Origin of the sequence: Alloprevotella sp. Lung230 (assembly GCF_014385435.1) — a bacterium.
Classification (GTDB): domain Bacteria; phylum Bacteroidota; class Bacteroidia; order Bacteroidales; family Bacteroidaceae; genus Alloprevotella.
The window spans coordinates 270,084-289,099 of the sequence record NZ_JACSUD010000001.1; the positions used below are offsets into that span (position 1 = coordinate 270,084).

13 protein-coding genes and 2 pseudogenes are annotated in these 19,016 nt (G+C 47.1%); 11 read left to right on the forward strand and 4 right to left on the reverse strand.

Translation table 11 applies throughout. The features are described 5' to 3' along the window. The first annotated feature begins 27 nt into the window (after positions 1-27). From lpxA to miaA, 3 genes are all read left to right on the forward strand, one after another. Positions 28-798: an acyl-ACP--UDP-N-acetylglucosamine O-acyltransferase gene (gene lpxA, locus H8527_RS01015; RefSeq protein ID WP_187544873.1), complete on the forward strand. Its 771-nt coding sequence runs from the start codon at positions 28-30 to the stop codon at positions 796-798. Between the two features lie 9 nt (positions 799-807). Continuing rightward, on the forward strand, positions 808-1,347 hold the full coding sequence (locus H8527_RS01020) for a hypothetical protein (protein WP_187544875.1): 540 nt from the start codon (positions 808-810) through the stop codon (positions 1,345-1,347). Between the two features lie 74 nt (positions 1,348-1,421). Next, positions 1,422-2,312: a tRNA (adenosine(37)-N6)-dimethylallyltransferase MiaA gene (gene miaA / locus H8527_RS01025; protein ID WP_187544877.1), complete on the forward strand. Its 891-nt coding sequence runs from the start codon at positions 1,422-1,424 to the stop codon at positions 2,310-2,312. 125 nt (positions 2,313-2,437) lie between these two features. Here the strand turns inward: miaA and H8527_RS01030 are convergent, their stop codons facing one another. Continuing rightward, on the reverse strand, positions 2,438-2,614 hold the full coding sequence (locus H8527_RS01030; RefSeq protein ID WP_187544879.1) for a hypothetical protein: 177 nt from the start codon (positions 2,612-2,614) through the stop codon (positions 2,438-2,440). 140 nt (positions 2,615-2,754) lie between these two features. Between H8527_RS01030 and H8527_RS01035 the strand changes: the two genes are divergently transcribed. The 6 genes from H8527_RS01035 to lpdA all read left to right on the forward strand — a co-directional run bounded on the left by H8527_RS01035 (position 2,755) and on the right by lpdA (position 9,846). Continuing rightward, positions 2,755-3,729, forward strand: coding sequence for a lipoate--protein ligase (locus H8527_RS01035; RefSeq protein WP_187544881.1), 975 nt, complete (start codon positions 2,755-2,757; stop codon positions 3,727-3,729). A gap of 59 nt (positions 3,730-3,788) precedes the next feature. Next, positions 3,789-4,889 carry a glycine cleavage system aminomethyltransferase GcvT gene (gcvT, locus tag H8527_RS01040; protein WP_187544883.1) on the forward strand — a complete coding sequence of 367 codons (1,101 nt, stop codon included), beginning with the start codon at positions 3,789-3,791 and terminating at the stop codon, positions 4,887-4,889. A gap of 27 nt (positions 4,890-4,916) precedes the next feature. Beyond that, positions 4,917-5,297 carry a glycine cleavage system protein GcvH gene (gene gcvH, locus H8527_RS01045; RefSeq protein ID WP_187544885.1) on the forward strand — a complete coding sequence of 127 codons (381 nt, stop codon included), beginning with the start codon at positions 4,917-4,919 and terminating at the stop codon, positions 5,295-5,297. Positions 5,298-5,457: 160 nt separating this feature from the next. Next, positions 5,458-6,795: an aminomethyl-transferring glycine dehydrogenase subunit GcvPA gene (gene gcvPA, locus H8527_RS01050; RefSeq protein WP_187544887.1), complete on the forward strand. Its 1,338-nt coding sequence runs from the start codon at positions 5,458-5,460 to the stop codon at positions 6,793-6,795. Next, on the forward strand, positions 6,792-8,252 hold the full coding sequence (gcvPB, locus tag H8527_RS01055; RefSeq protein ID WP_187544889.1) for an aminomethyl-transferring glycine dehydrogenase subunit GcvPB: 1,461 nt from the start codon (positions 6,792-6,794) through the stop codon (positions 8,250-8,252). The genes gcvPA and gcvPB overlap by 4 nt, the downstream gene beginning before the upstream one ends. Before the next feature lie 217 nt (positions 8,253-8,469). Then, positions 8,470-9,846, forward strand: coding sequence for a dihydrolipoyl dehydrogenase (lpdA, locus tag H8527_RS01060; protein ID WP_187544891.1), 1,377 nt, complete (start codon positions 8,470-8,472; stop codon positions 9,844-9,846). A gap of 753 nt (positions 9,847-10,599) precedes the next feature. On the opposite strand, the pseudogene H8527_RS01065 reads toward lpdA, so the two are convergent. Then, positions 10,600-11,902: pseudogene (locus tag H8527_RS01065) on the reverse strand (IS1380 family transposase). A 454-nt stretch (positions 11,903-12,356) separates the two neighbouring features. Between H8527_RS01065 and H8527_RS01070 the strand changes: the two are divergent. Next, the gene (locus H8527_RS01070) at positions 12,357-13,586 is read left to right on the forward strand and encodes a tetratricopeptide repeat protein (protein WP_187544895.1); all 1,230 of its coding nucleotides are present in this window, start codon (positions 12,357-12,359) and stop codon (positions 13,584-13,586) included. 251 nt (positions 13,587-13,837) lie between these two features. Here the strand turns inward: H8527_RS01070 and H8527_RS01075 are convergent, their stop codons facing one another. Then, entirely contained in the window at positions 13,838-15,139 is a 1,302-nt protein-coding gene (locus H8527_RS01075; RefSeq protein ID WP_187544897.1) for an IS1380 family transposase, read from the reverse strand. Between the two features lie 616 nt (positions 15,140-15,755). On the opposite strand from H8527_RS01075, the gene H8527_RS01080 reads away from it, so the two are divergent. Next, on the forward strand, positions 15,756-17,891 hold the full coding sequence (locus H8527_RS01080; protein ID WP_187544899.1) for a TonB-dependent receptor: 2,136 nt from the start codon (positions 15,756-15,758) through the stop codon (positions 17,889-17,891). A gap of 607 nt (positions 17,892-18,498) precedes the next feature. Here H8527_RS01080 and H8527_RS01085 read toward each other — a convergent pair. Further along, a pseudogene (locus H8527_RS01085) lies at positions 18,499-18,933 on the reverse strand (IS1380 family transposase); the annotation flags it as partial. Between the last annotated feature and the right edge of the window lie 83 nt (positions 18,934-19,016).

Here is a 19,016-nt window from a genome sequence, read left to right on the forward strand (position 1 = left end):
ACTTTTTCACCCTTTCATCCTTTCCTTATGATTTCTCCTCTTGCCCACATTCATCCCGACGCCGTCATTGGTGACAACTGCGAAATCGGCCCGTTCTGTTTTGTCGACGCCAATGTGGTGATTGGCGACAACAATCATCTGATGAACTCGGTGACGCTGCTGAGCGGCACACGCATGGGGAACGACAACACGCTCTTTCCGGGCGCTGTGATTGGTGCCATCCCGCAGGATTTGAAATTTCGTGGTGAAGAGACCACGGCCGAAATCGGCGACAACAATACCATCCGCGAAAATGTGACGATCAACCGCGGCACGGCTGCCAAAGGTCGCACCGTCGTGGGGAGCAACAACCTGCTGATGGAAGGGATGCACGTGGGGCACGACTGCTTCATCGGCAGCGGCTGCATCATCGGCAACAGCACGAAGATTGCCGGCGAGGTGGTGATCGACGATTTTGCCATCATCAGCGCGAGTGTGCTCATCCACCAGTTTTGTCACATCGGATCGTACGTGATGGTGAGCGGCGGCACTCGCACCGGACAGGACGTTCCACCTTTCTGCATCGCCGCTCGCGAGCCGGTGGCCTACTGCGGGCTCAACCTCGTCGGGCTGAAGCGTCGTAACTTCCCCACCGAGGTCATCAATGCCCTCCACTCGGCCTACCTCATCCTCTATCAAAACTCCAAGCTCTTCAACGAGCGCATCGCCGAAATCCGCGAAAACGTGATGCCTTGCAAGGAAATCGACTATCTCCTCGACTTCCTCGCCAACTCCAAACGCGGTTTCATCGGCAAATAATCCTTCCTTATGCAATACCTCATCCGCATCATCAGTGACGAGAGCGAAGACTTCCGTCGCGACATCCTCATCGACGAAGACGCCACGTTTCTCGACCTGAACAACGTCATCCTCCAATCCTGCGGCTATCCCGACGACCAAATGACCTCGTTCTACATCTGCAACGACGAGTGGGAGCGCGGCGAACAAGTGACCCGCGAGGACGTGCGCGACTCGGCCGAAGACCAAGACATCTTCACGATGGCCGACACCCAACTGACCGAATTTCTCGACAATGGGGTGACGCATCTGGAGTTTTGCTTCGACCCTTTCAGCGACCGCGTCTTTTCGCTCGTGGTGCGCGACGAACGCTCCGGTAGCGGTGATCCCGAGGTGGTGAAATCTGTGGGCGATGCTCCGCAGCAAATCAAAGATTTAGACCTGAGCGATTTAGCCATAGCCACCGGCGGCAACGGCAGCGACTTTGCTGAGGATTTCGGCATCGAGTCGTTCAACTCCGATGAGATTGACCTCGAAGGCTTTGAAATCTCCGACGACACTCAATTCTGACTTTTCCTCTACCACAACCAACACGGGCTGCGTGATCGACCTCACGCAGCCTGCTTTCTTTCTTCACACGTCCCATGTCCAAAACCCTCTACGTCCTGGTCGGCCCAACCGCTGTCGGCAAAACCGAAGTGAGTCTGCAGTTGGCCGAACGCCTCGCCTCCCCCATCTTGAGTGCCGACTCTCGGCAGATGTTTCGCGACCTTCCCATCGGCACAGCGGCCCCCACGGCCGAAGACCAAGCGCGGGTGGAGCACTACTTTGTGGGCACGTTGGCCCTGACAGACTATTACAGTGCAGCCCGGTTTGAAGCGGAAGCCCTTGCGCTGTGCGACCATCTGTTCCAAACCCACGATGCGTTGGTGGTGAGCGGCGGGAGCATGATGTATGTCGATGCCCTCTGTCGCGGCATTGACGACCTCCCCACCATCTCGCCCGAGGTGCGAGCCGATGTGCTGGAACGCTACGAGCGGCAGGGGCTTGATGCGCTTTTGGCCGAACTTCGCCTGCTCGACCCCGACTACTACGCCCTCGTGGACAAGCGCAACCACAAGCGCGTGGTGCATGCGCTCGAAATCATCTACCAGAGCGGGACTACCTTCACCTCCCTGCGCAAGGGGGTGCACAAGGAGCGGCCGTTTCGTATTGTCAAAATCGGGCTGCAACGCCCACGCCCCGAACTCTTCGACCGTATCAACCGCCGCACCACCGCCATGGTCGAAGCCGGATTTCTCGAAGAGGCGCAGCGAGTGCTCCCTTTCCGCGAATGCAACTCCCTCAACACCGTGGGCTACAAAGAAATCTTTCGCTACTTCGACGGCGACTGGCCACTCGACATGGCGCTCGATCGCATCCGAAAGAACACCCGCGTCTATGCCAAAAAGCAGATGACATGGCTCGCCAAAGACCCTGACATCCGATGGTATCATCCCGACGCGCTCCTTGATCACTTGGACGAAGCACGCTAATCCCCAACTCTGGTTTCTTCCCGAGTTGGGGATTTTTTCTTTACTTCATTCTCTCCCGCAAAAACTGAAGCGCCTTTGAGAAAAACTTGCACAGGTGCCGCGCAATCTATAAACCAAACCTTGGTTTATAGATTGCGCAACGAGAAATCAACTTTTTGCGCCTCGCCTTCAACTTTGTCAGCACCGTATTCCACTTTGTGCGTGCCGGCCGTGAAGTCGTGGTAGAAGAAAGGGCGGTGCAATGAACCTCTCGCGGCAGTGTGCACATCGTCTTTCTTCGGAGAAATGCGAGGGGAAAGCACACGTTTTACAGGTATTTTGTTACCTTCACTTGAAAAAATCACACTTTCGCTTGCTCATTTCGAAAACATTTTGCAATTTTGAACCCGAACACACCTCCCAACCTTACACAACCTTTTTCTAATACGAAAACAACACTGCTATGCACTACATCGTCTACCCTTTTGACGACATCCGAAAACTCTCTTTTTACCTTGCTACCGAAGAGTTTTTGGCACGAAACACCGATTTGGACGAATGTTTCTTCATGTGGCAGGTGCACCCTACGGTCATCTTCGGACGCAACCAACTCATCGAAAACGAAGTCAATTTGGACTACTGTCGAGAGCACGGCATCGAGACCTATCGCCGTAAAAGCGGGGGCGGATGCGTATATGCCGATATGAACAACATTATGTTCAGCTACATCAATCATGGTGAAAATGTCACTTTTACCTTCGACCACTACATCAATATGGTGGTCGATGTGCTCCGAAAACTGGGAGTGGAAGCCTACACTTCGGGACGGAACGACATTCTGGTTGATGGGAAGAAAGTGAGCGGAAATGCCTTTTACCACATTCCTCATCGCAACATCGTGCATGGTACGATGCTCTTCGATACCGATTGGCAGAACATGGTGGGCAGTATCACGCCAAGTTCGGAAAAACTCGTATCGAAAGGAGTAGAGAGTGTGCGCCAACACGTCACGGTGCTCAAAGATTATCTCTCCATCGACATCGAAACCTTTAAGCAGTTTGTCCGCACCCACCTTTGTACGGAAGAGTACCGCCTCACACCGGAGGAGGTGGCACAGATTGAAGCCATTGAACGCGAGTATCACGATCCGGCTTACATCTACGGCAACAACCCTCGCTACACCCTCCATCGCCAACGACGGATTGAAGGATGTGGAGAGTTTGAAGTCTATCTCGAATTGAAAAACAACATCATTAAAGACCTTGATTTCAAAGGCGACTTTTTCTTGGTGGGCGACCTCAATGGGCTTCTCACGAAGTTTAAGAACTGCCCCTGCACACCTGAAGCCTTGCGAGAGATAGTTTCCGGCATCGCCCTTGATCAATATATTATGAATCTCCAACCCGACGAACTGATTTCACTCCTTATGGGCGAGTGAAATAGCCTTTTTTCGTCTTCTCTGCTTTCCCTTTGTCAAAACCTTATTCAAATACCATCATGGAACAAGCAACTTTGAAGCGCACCTGCTTGTACGACAAGCACGCAGCACTCGGCGCACAGATAGCTCCTTTTGGAGGCTTTGAGATGCCCATCCAATACAAGGACATCGTTACCGAACATCAAGCCGTTCGCAACGCCTGCGGAATGTTTGATGTTTCACACATGGGCGAAGTGAGCATCACCGGCCCCGATGCCGAACGATTTGTGCAGCACATTTTCACCAACAACGTGGCCGGTGCACCCTACGGCAGCATCTTCTACGGCATGCTCCTCTATCCCGAAGGAGGCGTGGTGGATGATTTGCTCGTCTATGTGAAAAGCGCAACGAACTATTTCCTCGTCATCAACGCGGCCAACATCGACAAAGACATGGCTTGGATAGAGGCGCAGCGGGAGGGATTTGACGTGAACATCGAGAATCTCTCAGAGCAGTTTGGCGAACTGGCGGTGCAAGGCCCCAAAGCCGAGGCAGTCATTGAGCGCGTTTTGGGCATTCCCTGCAAAGATTTGGCCTTCTATACCTTTACGGAATTGGAGCATCGAGGAGAACCCATTCTCATCAGCCGAACAGGCTACACGGGCGAAGATGGTTTTGAACTCTATGGCTCACACGCTTTCATCAATCAGGTGTGGGATGCCCTTTTGGAGAGTGGTGAGGTTGAGCCTTGCGGACTCGGTTGTCGCGACACCCTGCGTTTTGAAGTGGGACTGCCGCTCTACGGCAACGAACTATCACAAGACATTACTCCCCTCGAAGCCGGTTTGGGTATGTTCTGCAAGCTCGATAAGGAAGAGTTTATCGGAAAAGAAGCCCTCGCACAAATGAAGGCCGAAGGGTTGAAGCGAAAGATTGTGGGCATCGAACTGAGCAGCCGCGCTATCCCGCGCCACGGCTACGATGTAGAGGTGGATGGGGTCGTGATAGGCACCGTTACCACCGGCTACAATTCCATTTCAACCGGAAAGAGTGTCTGTATGGCACTCATCGACAAGCGCTATGCCGAATTGGGCAACAACGTTCAAGTGCGCATACACAAGCGTTTGCAAGATGGCGTTGTGACCAAAAAACGCTTTTACGAAAAGAACTACAAGAAATAAACACCCCCCTATTAAAACTCAAACATTATGGCTAAAATTATCGAAGGTTTGCTCTACTCAGAATCGCATGAATTTGTAAAAGTAGAAGGCAATACGGCATACATCGGCATTACAGACTTTGCTCAAAGCCAGCTTGGCAACGTCGTTTATGTGGAACTCCCCGAAGAAGGTGACGAAGTGGAAGCCGAAGAAACCTTCGGCGCAGTGGAAAGTGTGAAAGCAGCCAGCGACTTGATTGCACCGGTATCGGGCACCGTGCTCGAAGTAAACGAAGCCCTCAACGACGAACCGGAGTTGGTCAATAAGGATGCTTTTGAAAATTGGATTATGAAGGTGGAACTCTCCGACACCGAGCAGCTGAAAGGGCTGATGAGTGCTGCCGACTACGAAAAGTTTGTGGCGCAATAGCCTCCTTTTCTGAAAAGAAATGGCCACTGCGTCTTGACACTAAGACCATGTGCCATTTCTTTTCATTTTTTGCAGTAGGTATCAATATCGAGAACACTTACTGCAACCGACCTCTAATTTTCAATACCTACCGATTACACACCTTAAATCTTAGCTGATTATGGCCTATAAATATCTTCCTCACACCGAAGCAGACATTGCCGAGATGCTCAAAGTCGTGGGCGTCGACAGCCTTGCCCACCTCTATGATGAGGTGCCCGAAGCACTCAAACTCAAGCGCCCCTACCAACTTCCCGATGCTAAATCGGAACTTGAAGTGCGCAATATCTTCAAAGCCTTAGGTGCGCAAAACGAACAACTCGTTTGTTTTGCCGGAGCAGGAGTCTACGACCACTATACCCCCAGTGTCATTCCAGCTCTCCTCTCGCGCAGCGAATTTCTCACCTCCTACACCCCCTATCAAGCCGAAGTGTCGCAAGGCACGTTACAATACATCTTTGAGTACCAAACGATGTTGGCCGACCTTACCGGAATGGACTACTCCAACTCCTCGATGTATGATGGCACCACCGCAACGACCGAAGCGATGTTTATGGCGCTGGCAGCGGGTAAGAAAAAGAAACGCATCTTGATTGCCGAAACCCTCCATCCGCAAACGGTGCGAGTGATGCAAACTTATGCCGGCTTCCAAGGGATTGAGGTGGAATTTGTGGCACAGAAAGATGGCCGTACCGACTTAGACGACCTCAAAGCGCGCATCACCGACGATGTCGCTGCCCTCTTCGTGCAAGCCGTGAACTACTTCGGGATAATCGAAGATTACGATGGTTTTGCCGAGGTATGCCACGCCCATAAAGCCCTGTTTGTCGTCAATTGTATGCCCTCCACCTTGGCCGTACTCAAATCGCCGGGCGAGTGGGGAGCCGATATCGCCGTGGGCGATGCGCAATCGCTGGGTGTACCCCTCTCCTACGGTGGCCCTTATATCGGTTTTCTCTGCGCAGAAAAGTCACTCATCCGCAAAATGCCTGGGCGCATCGTCGGTGCCACCACCGATGCCGACGGACAGCGCGCTTTTGTGCTGACGATGCAGGCGCGCGAACAACACATACGCCGCGAGAAAGCGACCTCCAACATCTGCACCAATCAAGGGCTGATGTCGCTCTTTGTCACCTTGTACCTCTCGCTCATGGGCAAACAGGGGTTGAAGGAGGTCAACGAACAATCCTATGCCGGTGCTCACTATCTGCACGATGCCTTGATAGCCACCGGAGAGTTTGAAGATGTCTTTACCGCCCCCTTTCTCAACGAGTTTTGCGTGCGCACCCGGCGCGATGTGTCCGCTTTGCAGGACTACTTCCGCGAAAATGGCATTCACTGCGGGGTGCGTCCGGAAGTCGAGGGAATGGACGACTGCCTCTTGATTGCCGTCACCGAAAAGCGCACTCCCGAAGAAATCGAAAACTTTGTGTCACTTCTTAAAGCCTACCTGCGATGAACAACACCTATTACGGAAAACTCATTTTCGAACTCTCACAACCCGGTCAAGTAGGTTATTCTCTGCCGAAGTCTTCCTATCCTCAATACTCCCTTGACCAACTGCCCTCCGCCCTGCGCCGTCACTCCGAAACCCTCCTTCCCGAAGTCGATGAACTGACGGCCGTGCGCCACTACACCAACATGAGCAACAATAATTTTGGCGTAGACACCGGTTTTTACCCATTGGGCAGTTGTACCATGAAGTACAATCCGAAAATCAACGATGAGATGGCCGCTCATGCCGATTTTGCCACGCTTCACCCCACTCAGGACACGCGTGGCACTCAGGGCGCACTGAGGCTTTACGACGAGGTGCAGCGCAGCCTCTCTGAAATTTCGGGACTTCATCGCTTCACGCTCAATCCCTATGCCGGCGCTCAAGGTGAAATGACGGGACTGATGATCATTCGCACCTACCATTTGCGGCGGGGCGATGCCCATCGCACAAAAATCATCGTTCCCAATTCCTCCCACGGCACCAATCCGGCTTCGGCCGCCGTTTGCGGTTTGGAAATCGTGGAGGTGAAAAGTACGCCCAACGGCACTGTCGATGTGAACGATTTGATTCCCTTGCTGGGCGACGACTTGGCAGGTGTGATGATGACCAATCCCAATACTTTGGGCATCTTTGAAACCCAAATTCCCGAAATCGCGAAACTCGTGCATGAGGCCGGTGGATTGATGTACTATGATGGTGCCAACCTCAACCCCATGCTCGGCGTCTGCCGCCCCGGCGATATGGGGTTTGACGTGATGCACATCAATCTGCACAAAACCTTCTCCACCCCCCACGGTGGTGGCGGACCTGGTGCCGGCCCTGTCGGTGTGCGTGAAGATTTGGCCGAACTCCTTCCCAACCCACAAGTGATCAAAAAGGAGGACGGTACCTACGATCTCTACCACAATCCCGACTCCATCGGCTACATTTCAGGTTTCTTGGGCAATTACGCGGTATTGATGCGCGCTTATGCCTATCTGCTCACGATGGGCGGTGACCAACTGAGCAAAGTCGGGCCGCTCTCGGTGCTCAATGCCAACTACATCAAAGAACGACTCAAAGACGCTTACGAACTGCCCATCGAGGGGCTTTGCAAGCATGAGTTTGTCTATGATGGACTGAAGGACAAGAGCACCGAAGTGACCACGCTCGATGTGGCCAAACGCTTGTTGGACTATGGCTACCATGCGCCCACCATCTACTTCCCCTTGCTGTTCCATCAGTCGCTCATGATTGAACCGACCGAAACGGAAAGTAAGTCCACCCTCGATGCCTTTATTGAGGTGATGCACAAGATTGCCGATGAGGCAAAATCGCATCCGGAGGTGGTCAAAACCGCACCCCATAACACCCCTATTCGTCGCTTGGACGACGTCAAAGCGGTGCGCGAACCCAAGCTGACTTTCAAAGATCTCTAATCAGCTTTCCTGCACACAGGGTCGACAACGTGGCGAAGTTCGCTCCGCACGCTGTGGACGCTGTGTGCAGGTTGTTTATCATAAAGTAGGTCTTCAAAACTAATCGTAACTATCTTCTGCGTAGAGTGTTCTTTACTTTGACACCTACTTAATGCGGAGAGTGTCAAAACTCCATCCCAATCAAACCCTGTTTTCAACTTCAACCTCAAAAAACCATATGAAACACACCGATCTCATCATCATCGGCACCGGCCCCGGAGGCTACGGAACTGCCGTCAGTGCAGCACAACAAGGGCTTAACACCGTCATCATCGAAGCCGCGGCACTTGGCGGCACTTGTCTCAACCAAGGGTGTATCCCCACCAAGTGCTTGTGCCGCAATGCGCAGGTACTCAACGACCTGAAAGAGGGCGACCTGTGGGGACTCACCCATCTCACCTACCACTTCGACATTCACAAGGCGATGGAACGCAAAAACGAGGTGGTTTCCACCCTTCAAGGCGGCATTCAAACCCTCCTTTCTGCTCCCAATATCACTTTGGTGAAAGGAACGGCTCGGTTTGTCGATGCCCACACCCTCGAAGTTGAAAATCCCCATGATGCAACCGGCGAGGTCATAGAAGACCCATTCTTTTCAGCGCCCAACATCATCATTGCAACGGGCTCTACCACCAAGTTCCTCCCCATTCCCGGAGCACACCTGCCCAACGTACTCACCTCTACCGAAATGTTGGACATCGACCACATCCCACAGCGTCTGGTCATCATCGGTGGCGGGGTCATCGGGATGGAGTTTGCTTCCATTTTCTCCGCTTTTGGCAGTGAAGTCACCGTACTTGAATTCTGCAAAGAAATGTTGCCCAACTTTGATGCCGACTTGGTGAAGCGCATGCGTCCTGCGTTCAAAAAAGCAGGAATACAACTCGTCAATCAAGCTGCTGTCACGGCCATCGAATCTCAAGAACAGCAACTCTTCGTTCACTACGACTGCAAGGGCAACTCCTCCACCATAGAAGCCGACATTGTGTTGATGGCTGTGGGGCGCGCGGCGCGTACCGAAGGGTTGGAGTTGGAAAAGGCCGGCATCCACTATGACGCAAAAGGTATTGCTGTCGACAACAATCTGCAAACCAACGTGCCGGGTGTTTATGCCGTGGGCGATGTCAACGGCCTCTGCCAGTTGGCTCATGCGGCCTCCTTCCAAGGGCAACGCGCCCTCAACCACATCACCCAAACGCCCGATCAGATTCGTTTCGACCTCATTCCTTCGGCCATATTCACCCAACCCGAAGCCGCGAGTGTGGGACTCACCGAAGCTGCCTGCAAAGAGCGGGGATGGAACGTCAAAACGTGTAAAGGCTTTTTCCGCACCAATGGAAAAGCACTCGCCATGGGCGAACCTGACGGCATGGTCAAACTCATCTTCGATGAAGAGGAACGCTTGATTGCGGGGCACATTTATGGTGCGCACGCTGCGGACCTCATTCAAGAGCTGGTGCCGATGATTGCCGCGGGCTACACCCTGCAACAACTCCGCGAAACCATCCATGCTCATCCTACCCTCGGTGAAGTCATTCTCAAAGCTGCCCATTAAGATGTCTCGCCTCGCGCGCGCGTTACCCTACAATAGATTTATGTTTTTTCCTTCACACCTTCACCCACCGCTGCAATCTACTGATAATCAACATCTTTTCAGGTGAAAGTTTTCCTCAGAAAACCTTTCACCTTCCTCCTTCTCTCCAGCCTCTAAGTCAAAAATCTGCCTTCACCGCAGCCGTCTGAAAATGAGCACTTTGACCCTTTGGTGAAGGCAGTGAAGGAAAAATACACACCTATATTGTAGTGTTATATACGCGCGCGAGGACTAAAAATGCCGAAAGAGCCCTATCTCTTCCGGCATCAAAGTCGCTTGCATCTACCTCTGAGATAAATGAAACTACCTCTGAGGCAAATCAAACTACCTTTGAGATAAATCAGATGATCTCCCTGCAAGTTCAAAAAACACTTGCCCGATAGGATTGTTTGAAGTAGCCCCCGCTTTGACTCTACCATTCATTTTTTGCGGATTTTTCTTACTGAAAAGTTTGTCTTATCGCTGATTATTCGTACCTTCGTATCACGAGAACCCGCCAAGCCTCTCAACGAAGTTCAAATGTGCGGGTCGTTTTTTGTTTATAGCCTCAATTCCGCAGCATTATTCCTTGTGAGGTACTTTTATATATTGAAGTGACATTTTTGGGGTTTATCCAATGATTTGGGGATTTTCTGGGGTTCTTGGTTCTTGCATAGCCATGAAATCCCCCACCCAAACCAATGGGGAAGTATGATAACCACAAAGAAATACTGTTTATTCAATGAAGACCTCAGAGTAGTAGGTTTTATTTGTATATAGGTTCAGAACGTTCAGCCTTCCCGTTCTCACCCATTTTGCCGACACGCTGACAAAATGTAGGATAAAGGCTTTCAGCCTGCTTGTCTTTTTCAATGGCTTGACCTTCTCGCTGATATGACGGACGAGATAGAGATAGAAGTTCTTCAACATGGCAGTAACCATCATGAAAATCATGTTCTCAGCCATAAAGGAAAAGGGCAGATGCGACCATCCGAAGTCATTGTTCTGTATATCGAAGTTCTTTTCGCTTGCTCCACGCTCATTATAAAATGTAATGATGTCCTTCTCGGTAGATGTCCGGTTATTGGTAAGGATACAGCGGTATGTGTATATTACTCCGAAGATATCCGTCTGTTGCTTGCCATCCTTGTCTTTCAAAGGACTACGCTGTACGACAAGCCTATATGACTTTCCTTCTATTAAGTTGTCCATGCTGATGAATGTGACATCGCATTTCTCATAACCAACTTCAACACTCTTCCATTCTTTCAGCCGGCGGAAGTCCTCGTGTCGGCTGCCGCAGTTGGCTGCACGTATATAGAACGTGTTGCAGCGCGACTCTACGGTTTGGATGATTTCCTTTGAGAACGACCCGCAATCAGCACGGAAACGCTCTATTACCACACCAAGTTCTGAGGTTACACGGTCCATAATGCGACGGAGCGTGTCTTCTTGATGGAATCTCACATTGGTGTTTCCGTCACGATTCTCACCTCCGACTATGATTCCCCCAATGGAAGCCCAACCAGGGAAATAGCCAAAATCCTGCTTGTAAGAATACTTTGCATCGAACTTGTGGGCTGGAATAAACTGATGATCAAAGTCTAAGTCAACATGACTGCCCGCCTTTATAAGCCCCATTCTCCGTATCATCCGTAAAAGTAAGGTGTTCAGCTTCTCTGCAGTGTTGAAACTATAAGACTTGCCTAATGTCTCGCTCTTGTAGATAATGTTCTCTTCGGCAAGCTTTTTTAGTCCGCGCCCCACAGTGTCGGCGCCGGGTAACAGCGTACCAGGTCTCTGCTTGAACTGCCCAATAAGCGCATTGATGTCCTCAAGGCATTCTCCACCACAAAGGTAACTGAAGAAGAGAGAGCCGAAAATGCTTCCATGGCTGAATGCTCTGCCGCTACTTCCACGTTTACCCAATACAGATTCGGTAAGTTTTTCAAAGCCCAACTTTGAGAAAACGTCCATGATGTGATAAATTCCACCGTAAGAAGTGATATTCTCGTTTTTTAATTGCTACCTTTGCCATGTCAGTTTTTTGCTTACTTGTTATGTTTGCAGCACCAAGATAGGTGAAATTTCTGACATATCCAAGTGTTTTGAGAACTTTGTTTCTCAGACACTTGGAGTTCTCACAAGAATCTATGCTGCGGAATTAAGGTTATCCTGCAAGAGTTCAATGAAAAATGGTTCAAAGGCTGAGACACTACACCCGAGGAGCAGAAAGTAAAGCTCACGGCCATTGTCAATGCTGTTAAGCAGGACAACGACTACATTACACTCATCGTAGGCAATCCGGATAAGCAGGCTGCAGAAGAGGCACTTGATAAGATTATCGATCGCATTGTGCGCAGACAACGCCAAAAGGATATGTCGCTCTACAAGGAATATATGAACGAAGAGTGCAAAATCAATTTCTGGTCGCTGGTGACTAGGATGATTGAGACCCCTTCATTAGTAACAATAAAATAAAGCATTATAACATGGGATTACTTGATATTTTGTTCGGGAAAAAGGCTGAAAAAAAACGCCTTAGAAAGGAACACGAGGCTGAGCAAGAACGACTTCGTCTCGCTCAGGAAAAGCGTATTGCAGATGAGCGAGAGGCACGTCTTGCTACAAACAAAAAGAAAGAAGAAGAACGACTGGCTCGATTGAAGTCTCAGCAGGAAGCTGACAATTCAACTACTGAATCGGTAAGAACTTCTTTTAAGATTGGTGGACGAGAAATTGTGGTTGATGCTGCAGACCTTAAGGTTGATCAAGAAGCTTTGAATGCTTATGAGGCTCACGATTATCCCACTGCAATTGCAAAGTATTCCTTCTTGATTGAAAAGAACAGAAGCGCTTTTCAATACTATAAGTTTAGAGGAACCGTTTATGAGGATATGGGTGATGATAACTCAGCCTTTAATGATTTTGCAAAGGCCGTAGATTTATGTCCTACGGACGCAGTAGCTTTGTATCGTTTGGCTATGGTTTATCACAGAAGAAAAGATCTTAGAACAGCCATAAAGTATCTTGAAGAAGCATATAAATATTCTCCCACCTATGATAATCTGATGGGGAATTCTTATAACAATATCCTATTTGTACATAAGAGGGTTATTGCTTGTAACTTAGCAAACTTCCTCACTCAATCTAATCGTGTAGAAGAAGGCTTAAAATTACTGGATGAGGTAATATCGAATTGCCCCAATTACTCATTCCCATATTTTGTAAAAGCTATTACATTAGCTAATAAAGGCGATTATAAGAGTGCTGCATCAAGTGCAGAAAAGGCTTCTGTCTTAGGATACCCACAAGCCAATGCTTTGCTGGGTCAGATAAGAGCAAAAATGACTGTGTCTAATTCAAATGATCGTTTTTCTGAAATGGTAGATAAAGCATCCTTTAATCCATTCAATATTACTACAGATAAGGCTTTGCAGAATACTACCCCTCTTCCAGATTATAGAAATGTCTTTGCGAGAGAATTGGCTAATCTATTCTCTACGTTGAATGGTCACATGTCAGAGGATGCGGTTGTTACATCATACATCTTTAAATTGGCTGAATCATATTATAATAATGCAGGCTATATTCCTAAGAATTCCTTGGATGATATAATAGAGTCAGTTTATTCAGCATATCAAAACACAAGCTACTACAATCCTTCAATAACTCTCAATGATGTTAAATATAAGGTTTATTTTAGCTTGCTAAATAGATAATCATTATGGCCATATAACTAAGAACGTACATTCGATGACAGGTTGTTGAGATTCTACGACATTTTTCTAAATCAGTATATTCCTCAATTCCGCAGCATTATTCCTTGTGAGGTACTTTTATATATTGAAGTGACATTTTTGGGATTTATCCATTGATATGGGGATTTTCTAGGATTCTTGGTTCTTGCATAGACATGAAATCCCCCATCCAAACCAATGGGGAAGTATGAAAAGCCACAAAGAAATGATGTTTATTCAATGAAGACCTCAGCGTAGTAGGTTTTATTTGTATACAGGTTTAGAACGTTCTGCCTTCCTGTTCGCACCCATTTTGCCGGCACGTTGACAAAATGCAGGATAAAGGCTTTCAGCCTGTTTGTCTTTTTCAATGGCTTGACCTTTTCGCTGACATGACGGATGAGATAGAGATAGAAGTTCTTCAGCATGGCGGTAACCATCATGAAAACCATGTTCTCAGCCATAAAGGAAAAGGGCAGATGCGACCATCCGAAGTCATTGTTCTGTATGTCAAAGTTCTTTTCGCTTGCTCCACGCTCATTGTAGAATGTAATGATGTCCTTCTCGGTAGATGTCCGGTTATTGGTAAGGATACAGCGGTATGTGTATATCACTCCGAACATATCCGTCTGTTCCCTGCCGTGCTTGTCTTTCAAGGGACTACGCTGTACGACAAGCCTGTATGACTTTCCTTCTATTAAGTTGTCTATGCTGACGGAGGTGACATCGTATCTCTCATAACCAACCTCAACACTCTTCCATTCTTTCAGCTGACGGAAGTCCTCACATCGGCTGTCGCAGTTGGCTGCACGTATATAGAACGTGTTGCAGCGCTGCTCTACGGTTTGGATGATTTCCTTTGAGAACGACCCGCAGTCAGCACGGAAACGCTCTGTTACCACACCAAGTTCTGAGGTTAAACGGTCCATAATGCGACGGAGCGTGTCTTCTTGATGGAATCTCACATTAGTGTTTCCGTCACGATTCTCACCTCCGACTATGATTCCCCCAATGGAAGCCCAACCGGGGAAATAGCCAGAATCCTGCTTGTAAGAATACTTTGCATCGAACTTGTGGGCTGGAATAAACTGGTGGTCAAAGTCTAAGTCAACATGACTGCCTACCTTTATAAGCCCCATCCTCCGTATCATCCGTAAAAGTAAGGTATTCAACTTTTCTGCTGTGTTGAAACGATACGACTTGTCGGAGGTCTCGCTCTTATAGACAATATTCTTTTCGGCAAGCTCCTTCAGTCCGCGTCCCACAGTGTCGGCACTGGGTAATAGCGTGTCAGGTCTCTGCTTGAACTGCCCTATAAGCACATTGATGTCCTCAAGGCATTCTCCACCACAAAGGTAACTGAAGAATAGAGAGCCGAAAATACTTCCATGGCTGAATGCTTTGCCGCTACTTCCACGTTTGCCCAATACAGATTCGGTAAGTTTTTCAAAGCCCAACTTTGAGAAAACGTCCATGACATGATAAATTCCACCGTAAGAAGTGATATTCTCGTTTTTAATTGCTACCTTTGTCATGTCAGTTTTTTGCTTACTTGTTATGTTTGCAGCACCAAGATAGGTGAAATTTCTGACATATCCAAGTGTTTTGAGAACTTTGTTTCTCAGGCACTTGGAGTTCTCACAAGAATTTATGCTGCGGAATTAAGGTCTTCATTGAATAAACATCATTTTTTTGTGGCTTTTCATACTTCCTCATTGGTTTGGGCGGGGGATTTCATGACTATGCAAGAACCAAGAACCCCAGAAAATCCCCATATCAATGGATAAATCCCCAAAATGTCACTTCAATATATAAAAGTACCTCACAAGGAATAATGCTGCGGAATTGAGGATTCTCATAAATATTTATCAGAGTAGAAAATAACCCTACTTTGATTAACTTCCAACATCACCCATCCTATCATCTATAGATAACGTTACAAGCCGATAATATTCAAAAAGATAATGCAAAAGTAAGAAAAAAAAACGAATCAAATACTTGTCACAATACTAAAGATATATTGCCACATAGAAAAATACGTTCAAAAATAAGGCACATAGAACTACATATACCTCATTTTAGGTATTGCACGCTCTATAGAATATTAGTACTTTTGCAGACATCAATTAACACTCATAGAATTGTATTTATATGAAAAAAGAAACAATTTATCTATCTCTCGCAATGCTTGCAATGGCAACCACACCTTGTAATGCACAATCAGAAGAGATTAAAGACTCCACACAACATCTCGAAGAAGTAATAATCAGTACTACACGTATACCTGAAATAAAGCAGAATGCGGCTGCTACAGTTACGATTCTTGACCAAAAGCAAATAGCAGAAATGAGCAAGGCGGCTCCCGATATCACTCACCTCTTAGGCATGCTCACGCCTGGTATGGCTCTATCAAGTAATACTACAAGCTCTCGGTCACAATCACTTCGTGGAAGAAGCGCACTTATCTTGATTGATGGTATTCCTCAATCAACTCCTTTACGTTCAACAGACCGTGACATCCGAACCATCGACATCGCTGCTATCGACCATATAGAAGTAGTAAAAGGCTCTACTGCTCTCTATGGTAATGGTGCTATCGGAGGATTGATAAACATCATAACTAAGAAGAATACCACCAACAAGGCTGTAGCTGGAGAGACGACTCTCTCGGGTTCAACTTATAACCTCTTCCGTCACGGAAAAGGGCAAGGTTATCGCATCAACCAGCAAGTTTATGGTCGTGTGGGGCAATTTGATTATCTCGTAAATGGGGCTTTTGGACGTACAGGTAGTGCTATTGATGGTGATGGGAAATTTATCTCTCCACGCTACGGACTCGGTGATACTTATACAACAAACATACTTGTTAATCTCGGTTATTCCCTATCTCCTAAGAACAGAATAGAATTGATGTATAATTTCTATCGTAGTTTGCAAGACACAAAATTGATTCCTTTCGGCGGAAAGTACCTCCAAAGTCCTTCTATTGGTATAATTGGTAACAAGGACCCACAGGCAGTTGACGAGGGAACAAGATACAATCACAATGCTTACCTCAAGTTTACTTCAAAGGATATATTCAAACATACCGACTTAGAAGCATCTGTTTATGGTTCGGGAATATATACTATCTTCGACTTCCGTAAGGCTAACCCTGCGCAGCCAAGATGGGAAGAAACAAGTGGACAGTCGGCTGTTAAGGATCGTAAGTTTGGTTTCCGCACCCAGTTTAATACTCGACTTATATTCTCAGAGAATGCTTTTGCACACTTAGCTTATGGTTATGACTACCTTTATAATAAGACATCACAACCTTTGGTAGATGGTAGATACTGGATGCCATGGGTGACAAGTAACAACCATGCGCCCTTTGTTCAAATGAAGACCACACTATGGCAACATCTAAGCCTCAAATTAGGAGGACGTTACGACTTCATTAATATAAACGTACCAGACTATGATGTATTGCGCAATAAGCTCTCCGACCCACAGGTTCATGTCAAAGGTGGAAAGCTAAAGTATAATAATATGTCTTTTAATGTGGGTGTTTCTTATAACAAATATCCTGCTTTTCAACCCTTCGTAGCCTACTCTCAAGGTTTCTCTATCTTTGATTTAGGTCGTACATTACGTGCTGCTAAGGCCGATGTGCTCTCTAAGATATCAACAGAACCAGTAAAGACAAACAACTACGAGATGGGTGTTTACTCTGATATTAACCATTGGTTGCAGTTGAATGGATCTGTTTTCTACACCTATTCTAAGCTTGGAAGTGACCTCAAGATAGAGAATGGTTTCTGGGTAGTAAACCGTACTCCACAGAAGGTGTATGGCGTTGAATTGAGTGCAGATGCACAATTTCTCCGTAACTTAAAGGTTGGTGCTAACTTCTCATGGTTCGAAGGTAAGCTCAAATCAGCTACTGGTGATTGGGACACATATATGTCAAACATTTCCATCCCAGCCGCAAAGTTGGCAATGTATGTCAACTATGCTCCTGTCAAGAACACCTATCTCCAACTGCAATACATGCACACCGGTAAGCGTGACAGATTTACTCCTAATGCTTCAGGAGTATATAACGAGGGTGAAGGTATCGTAAATCGTATCAACTTACTAAACCTTACTGCAGGCGTAAAGATGAAGGCTTGCGACTTAAGTTTGGCTGTATCCAACTTATTGAACTACACTTATTACACACCAGCATCTATGATGATGGCACGTAATGCAGAGTATGCACATGCTGATGGACGCAAGATAACACTCACTGCAGTGTTCAAATATTAATCCTCAAACACTCGATAGACTTATTCTCAAGTGCTGGAAGGACATTAAAATACCAAGTAAAGGTGGATAAAGTTCACCTTTTGTGAGTACGCAAGGTTCCCTTCTAAATACAGAAGCAGCCTATAGTGTATCATAAACTATAAGCAGGGAAGACGAAATACAACAAGTATCGTTTCCCTGCTTTTCTTTTACTTCTTAAAAGCCCTAATTATATCTTTACACCTCATATAATACCAATATATAGACTGTCCATTATTACTATATAAGGAACATGCTACCATCTCTTTATACGTCAGAAGCCAATAGTTGCAACTCTACGAAAAGGCCACTTACGCAGAAAGCAACTATTAAAAAACGATTAAACTTTTGATGGATACATATAATTACTTACTTTTGCAATACATATCAATTAATTCAATAAAAATTTTATTATTACCTCAATTCCGCAGCATTATTCCTTGTGAGGTACTTTTATATATTGAAGTGACATTTTTGGGATTTATCCATTGATATGGGGATTTTCTGGGGTTCTTGGTTCTTGCATAGTCATAAAATCCCCCCCACCCAAACCAATGGGGAAGTATGAAAAGCCACAAAGAAATGCTGCTTATTCAATGAAGACTTCAGCGTAGTAGGTTTTATTTGTATATAGGTTCAGAACGTTCTGCCTTCCCGTTCTTACCCATTTTGCTGGTACGCTGACAAAATGCAGGATAAAGGCTTTCAGCCTGCTTGTCTTTTTCAATGGCTTGACCTTATCGCTGATATGACGGACGAGATAGAGATAGAAGTTCTTCAGCATGGCGGTAACCATCATGAAAACCATGTTCTCAGCCATAAAGGAAAAGGGCAGATGCGACCATCCGAAGTCATTGTTCTGTATGTCGAAGTTCTTTTCGCTTGCTCCACGCTCATTATAAAATGTAATGATGTCTTTCTCGGTAGATGTCCGGTTATTGGTAAGGATACAGCGGTATGTGTATATCACTCCGAACATATCCGTCTGTTGCTTGCCATCCTTGTCTTTCAAAGCCCAATTTTGAGAAAACGTCCATGATGTGATAAATTCCTCCGAAGGAAGTGATATTCTCGTTTTTAATTGCTACCTTTGTCATGTCAGATTTT

Excerpts from the sequence above, each read along its gene's own strand:
- lpxA (WP_187544873.1), top strand. The coding sequence starts at position 28 with ATGATTTCTCCTCTTGCCCACATTCATCCCGACGCCGTCATTGGTGAC.
- H8527_RS01020 (WP_187544875.1), top strand. The coding sequence starts at position 808 with ATGCAATACCTCATCCGCATCATCAGTGACGAGAGCGAAGACTTCCGT.
- miaA (WP_187544877.1), top strand. The coding sequence starts at position 1,422 with ATGTCCAAAACCCTCTACGTCCTGGTCGGCCCAACCGCTGTCGGCAAA.
- H8527_RS01035 (WP_187544881.1), top strand. The coding sequence starts at position 2,755 with ATGCACTACATCGTCTACCCTTTTGACGACATCCGAAAACTCTCTTTT.
- gcvT (WP_187544883.1), top strand. The coding sequence starts at position 3,789 with ATGGAACAAGCAACTTTGAAGCGCACCTGCTTGTACGACAAGCACGCA.
- gcvH (WP_187544885.1), top strand. The coding sequence starts at position 4,917 with ATGGCTAAAATTATCGAAGGTTTGCTCTACTCAGAATCGCATGAATTT.
- gcvPA (WP_187544887.1), top strand. The coding sequence starts at position 5,458 with ATGGCCTATAAATATCTTCCTCACACCGAAGCAGACATTGCCGAGATG.
- gcvPB (WP_187544889.1), top strand. The coding sequence starts at position 6,792 with ATGAACAACACCTATTACGGAAAACTCATTTTCGAACTCTCACAACCC.
- lpdA (WP_187544891.1), top strand. The coding sequence starts at position 8,470 with ATGAAACACACCGATCTCATCATCATCGGCACCGGCCCCGGAGGCTAC.
- H8527_RS01070 (WP_187544895.1), top strand. The coding sequence starts at position 12,357 with ATGGGATTACTTGATATTTTGTTCGGGAAAAAGGCTGAAAAAAAACGC.
- H8527_RS01075 (WP_187544897.1), bottom strand. The coding sequence starts at position 15,139 with ATGACAAAGGTAGCAATTAAAAACGAGAATATCACTTCTTACGGTGGA.
- H8527_RS01080 (WP_187544899.1), top strand. The coding sequence starts at position 15,756 with ATGAAAAAAGAAACAATTTATCTATCTCTCGCAATGCTTGCAATGGCA.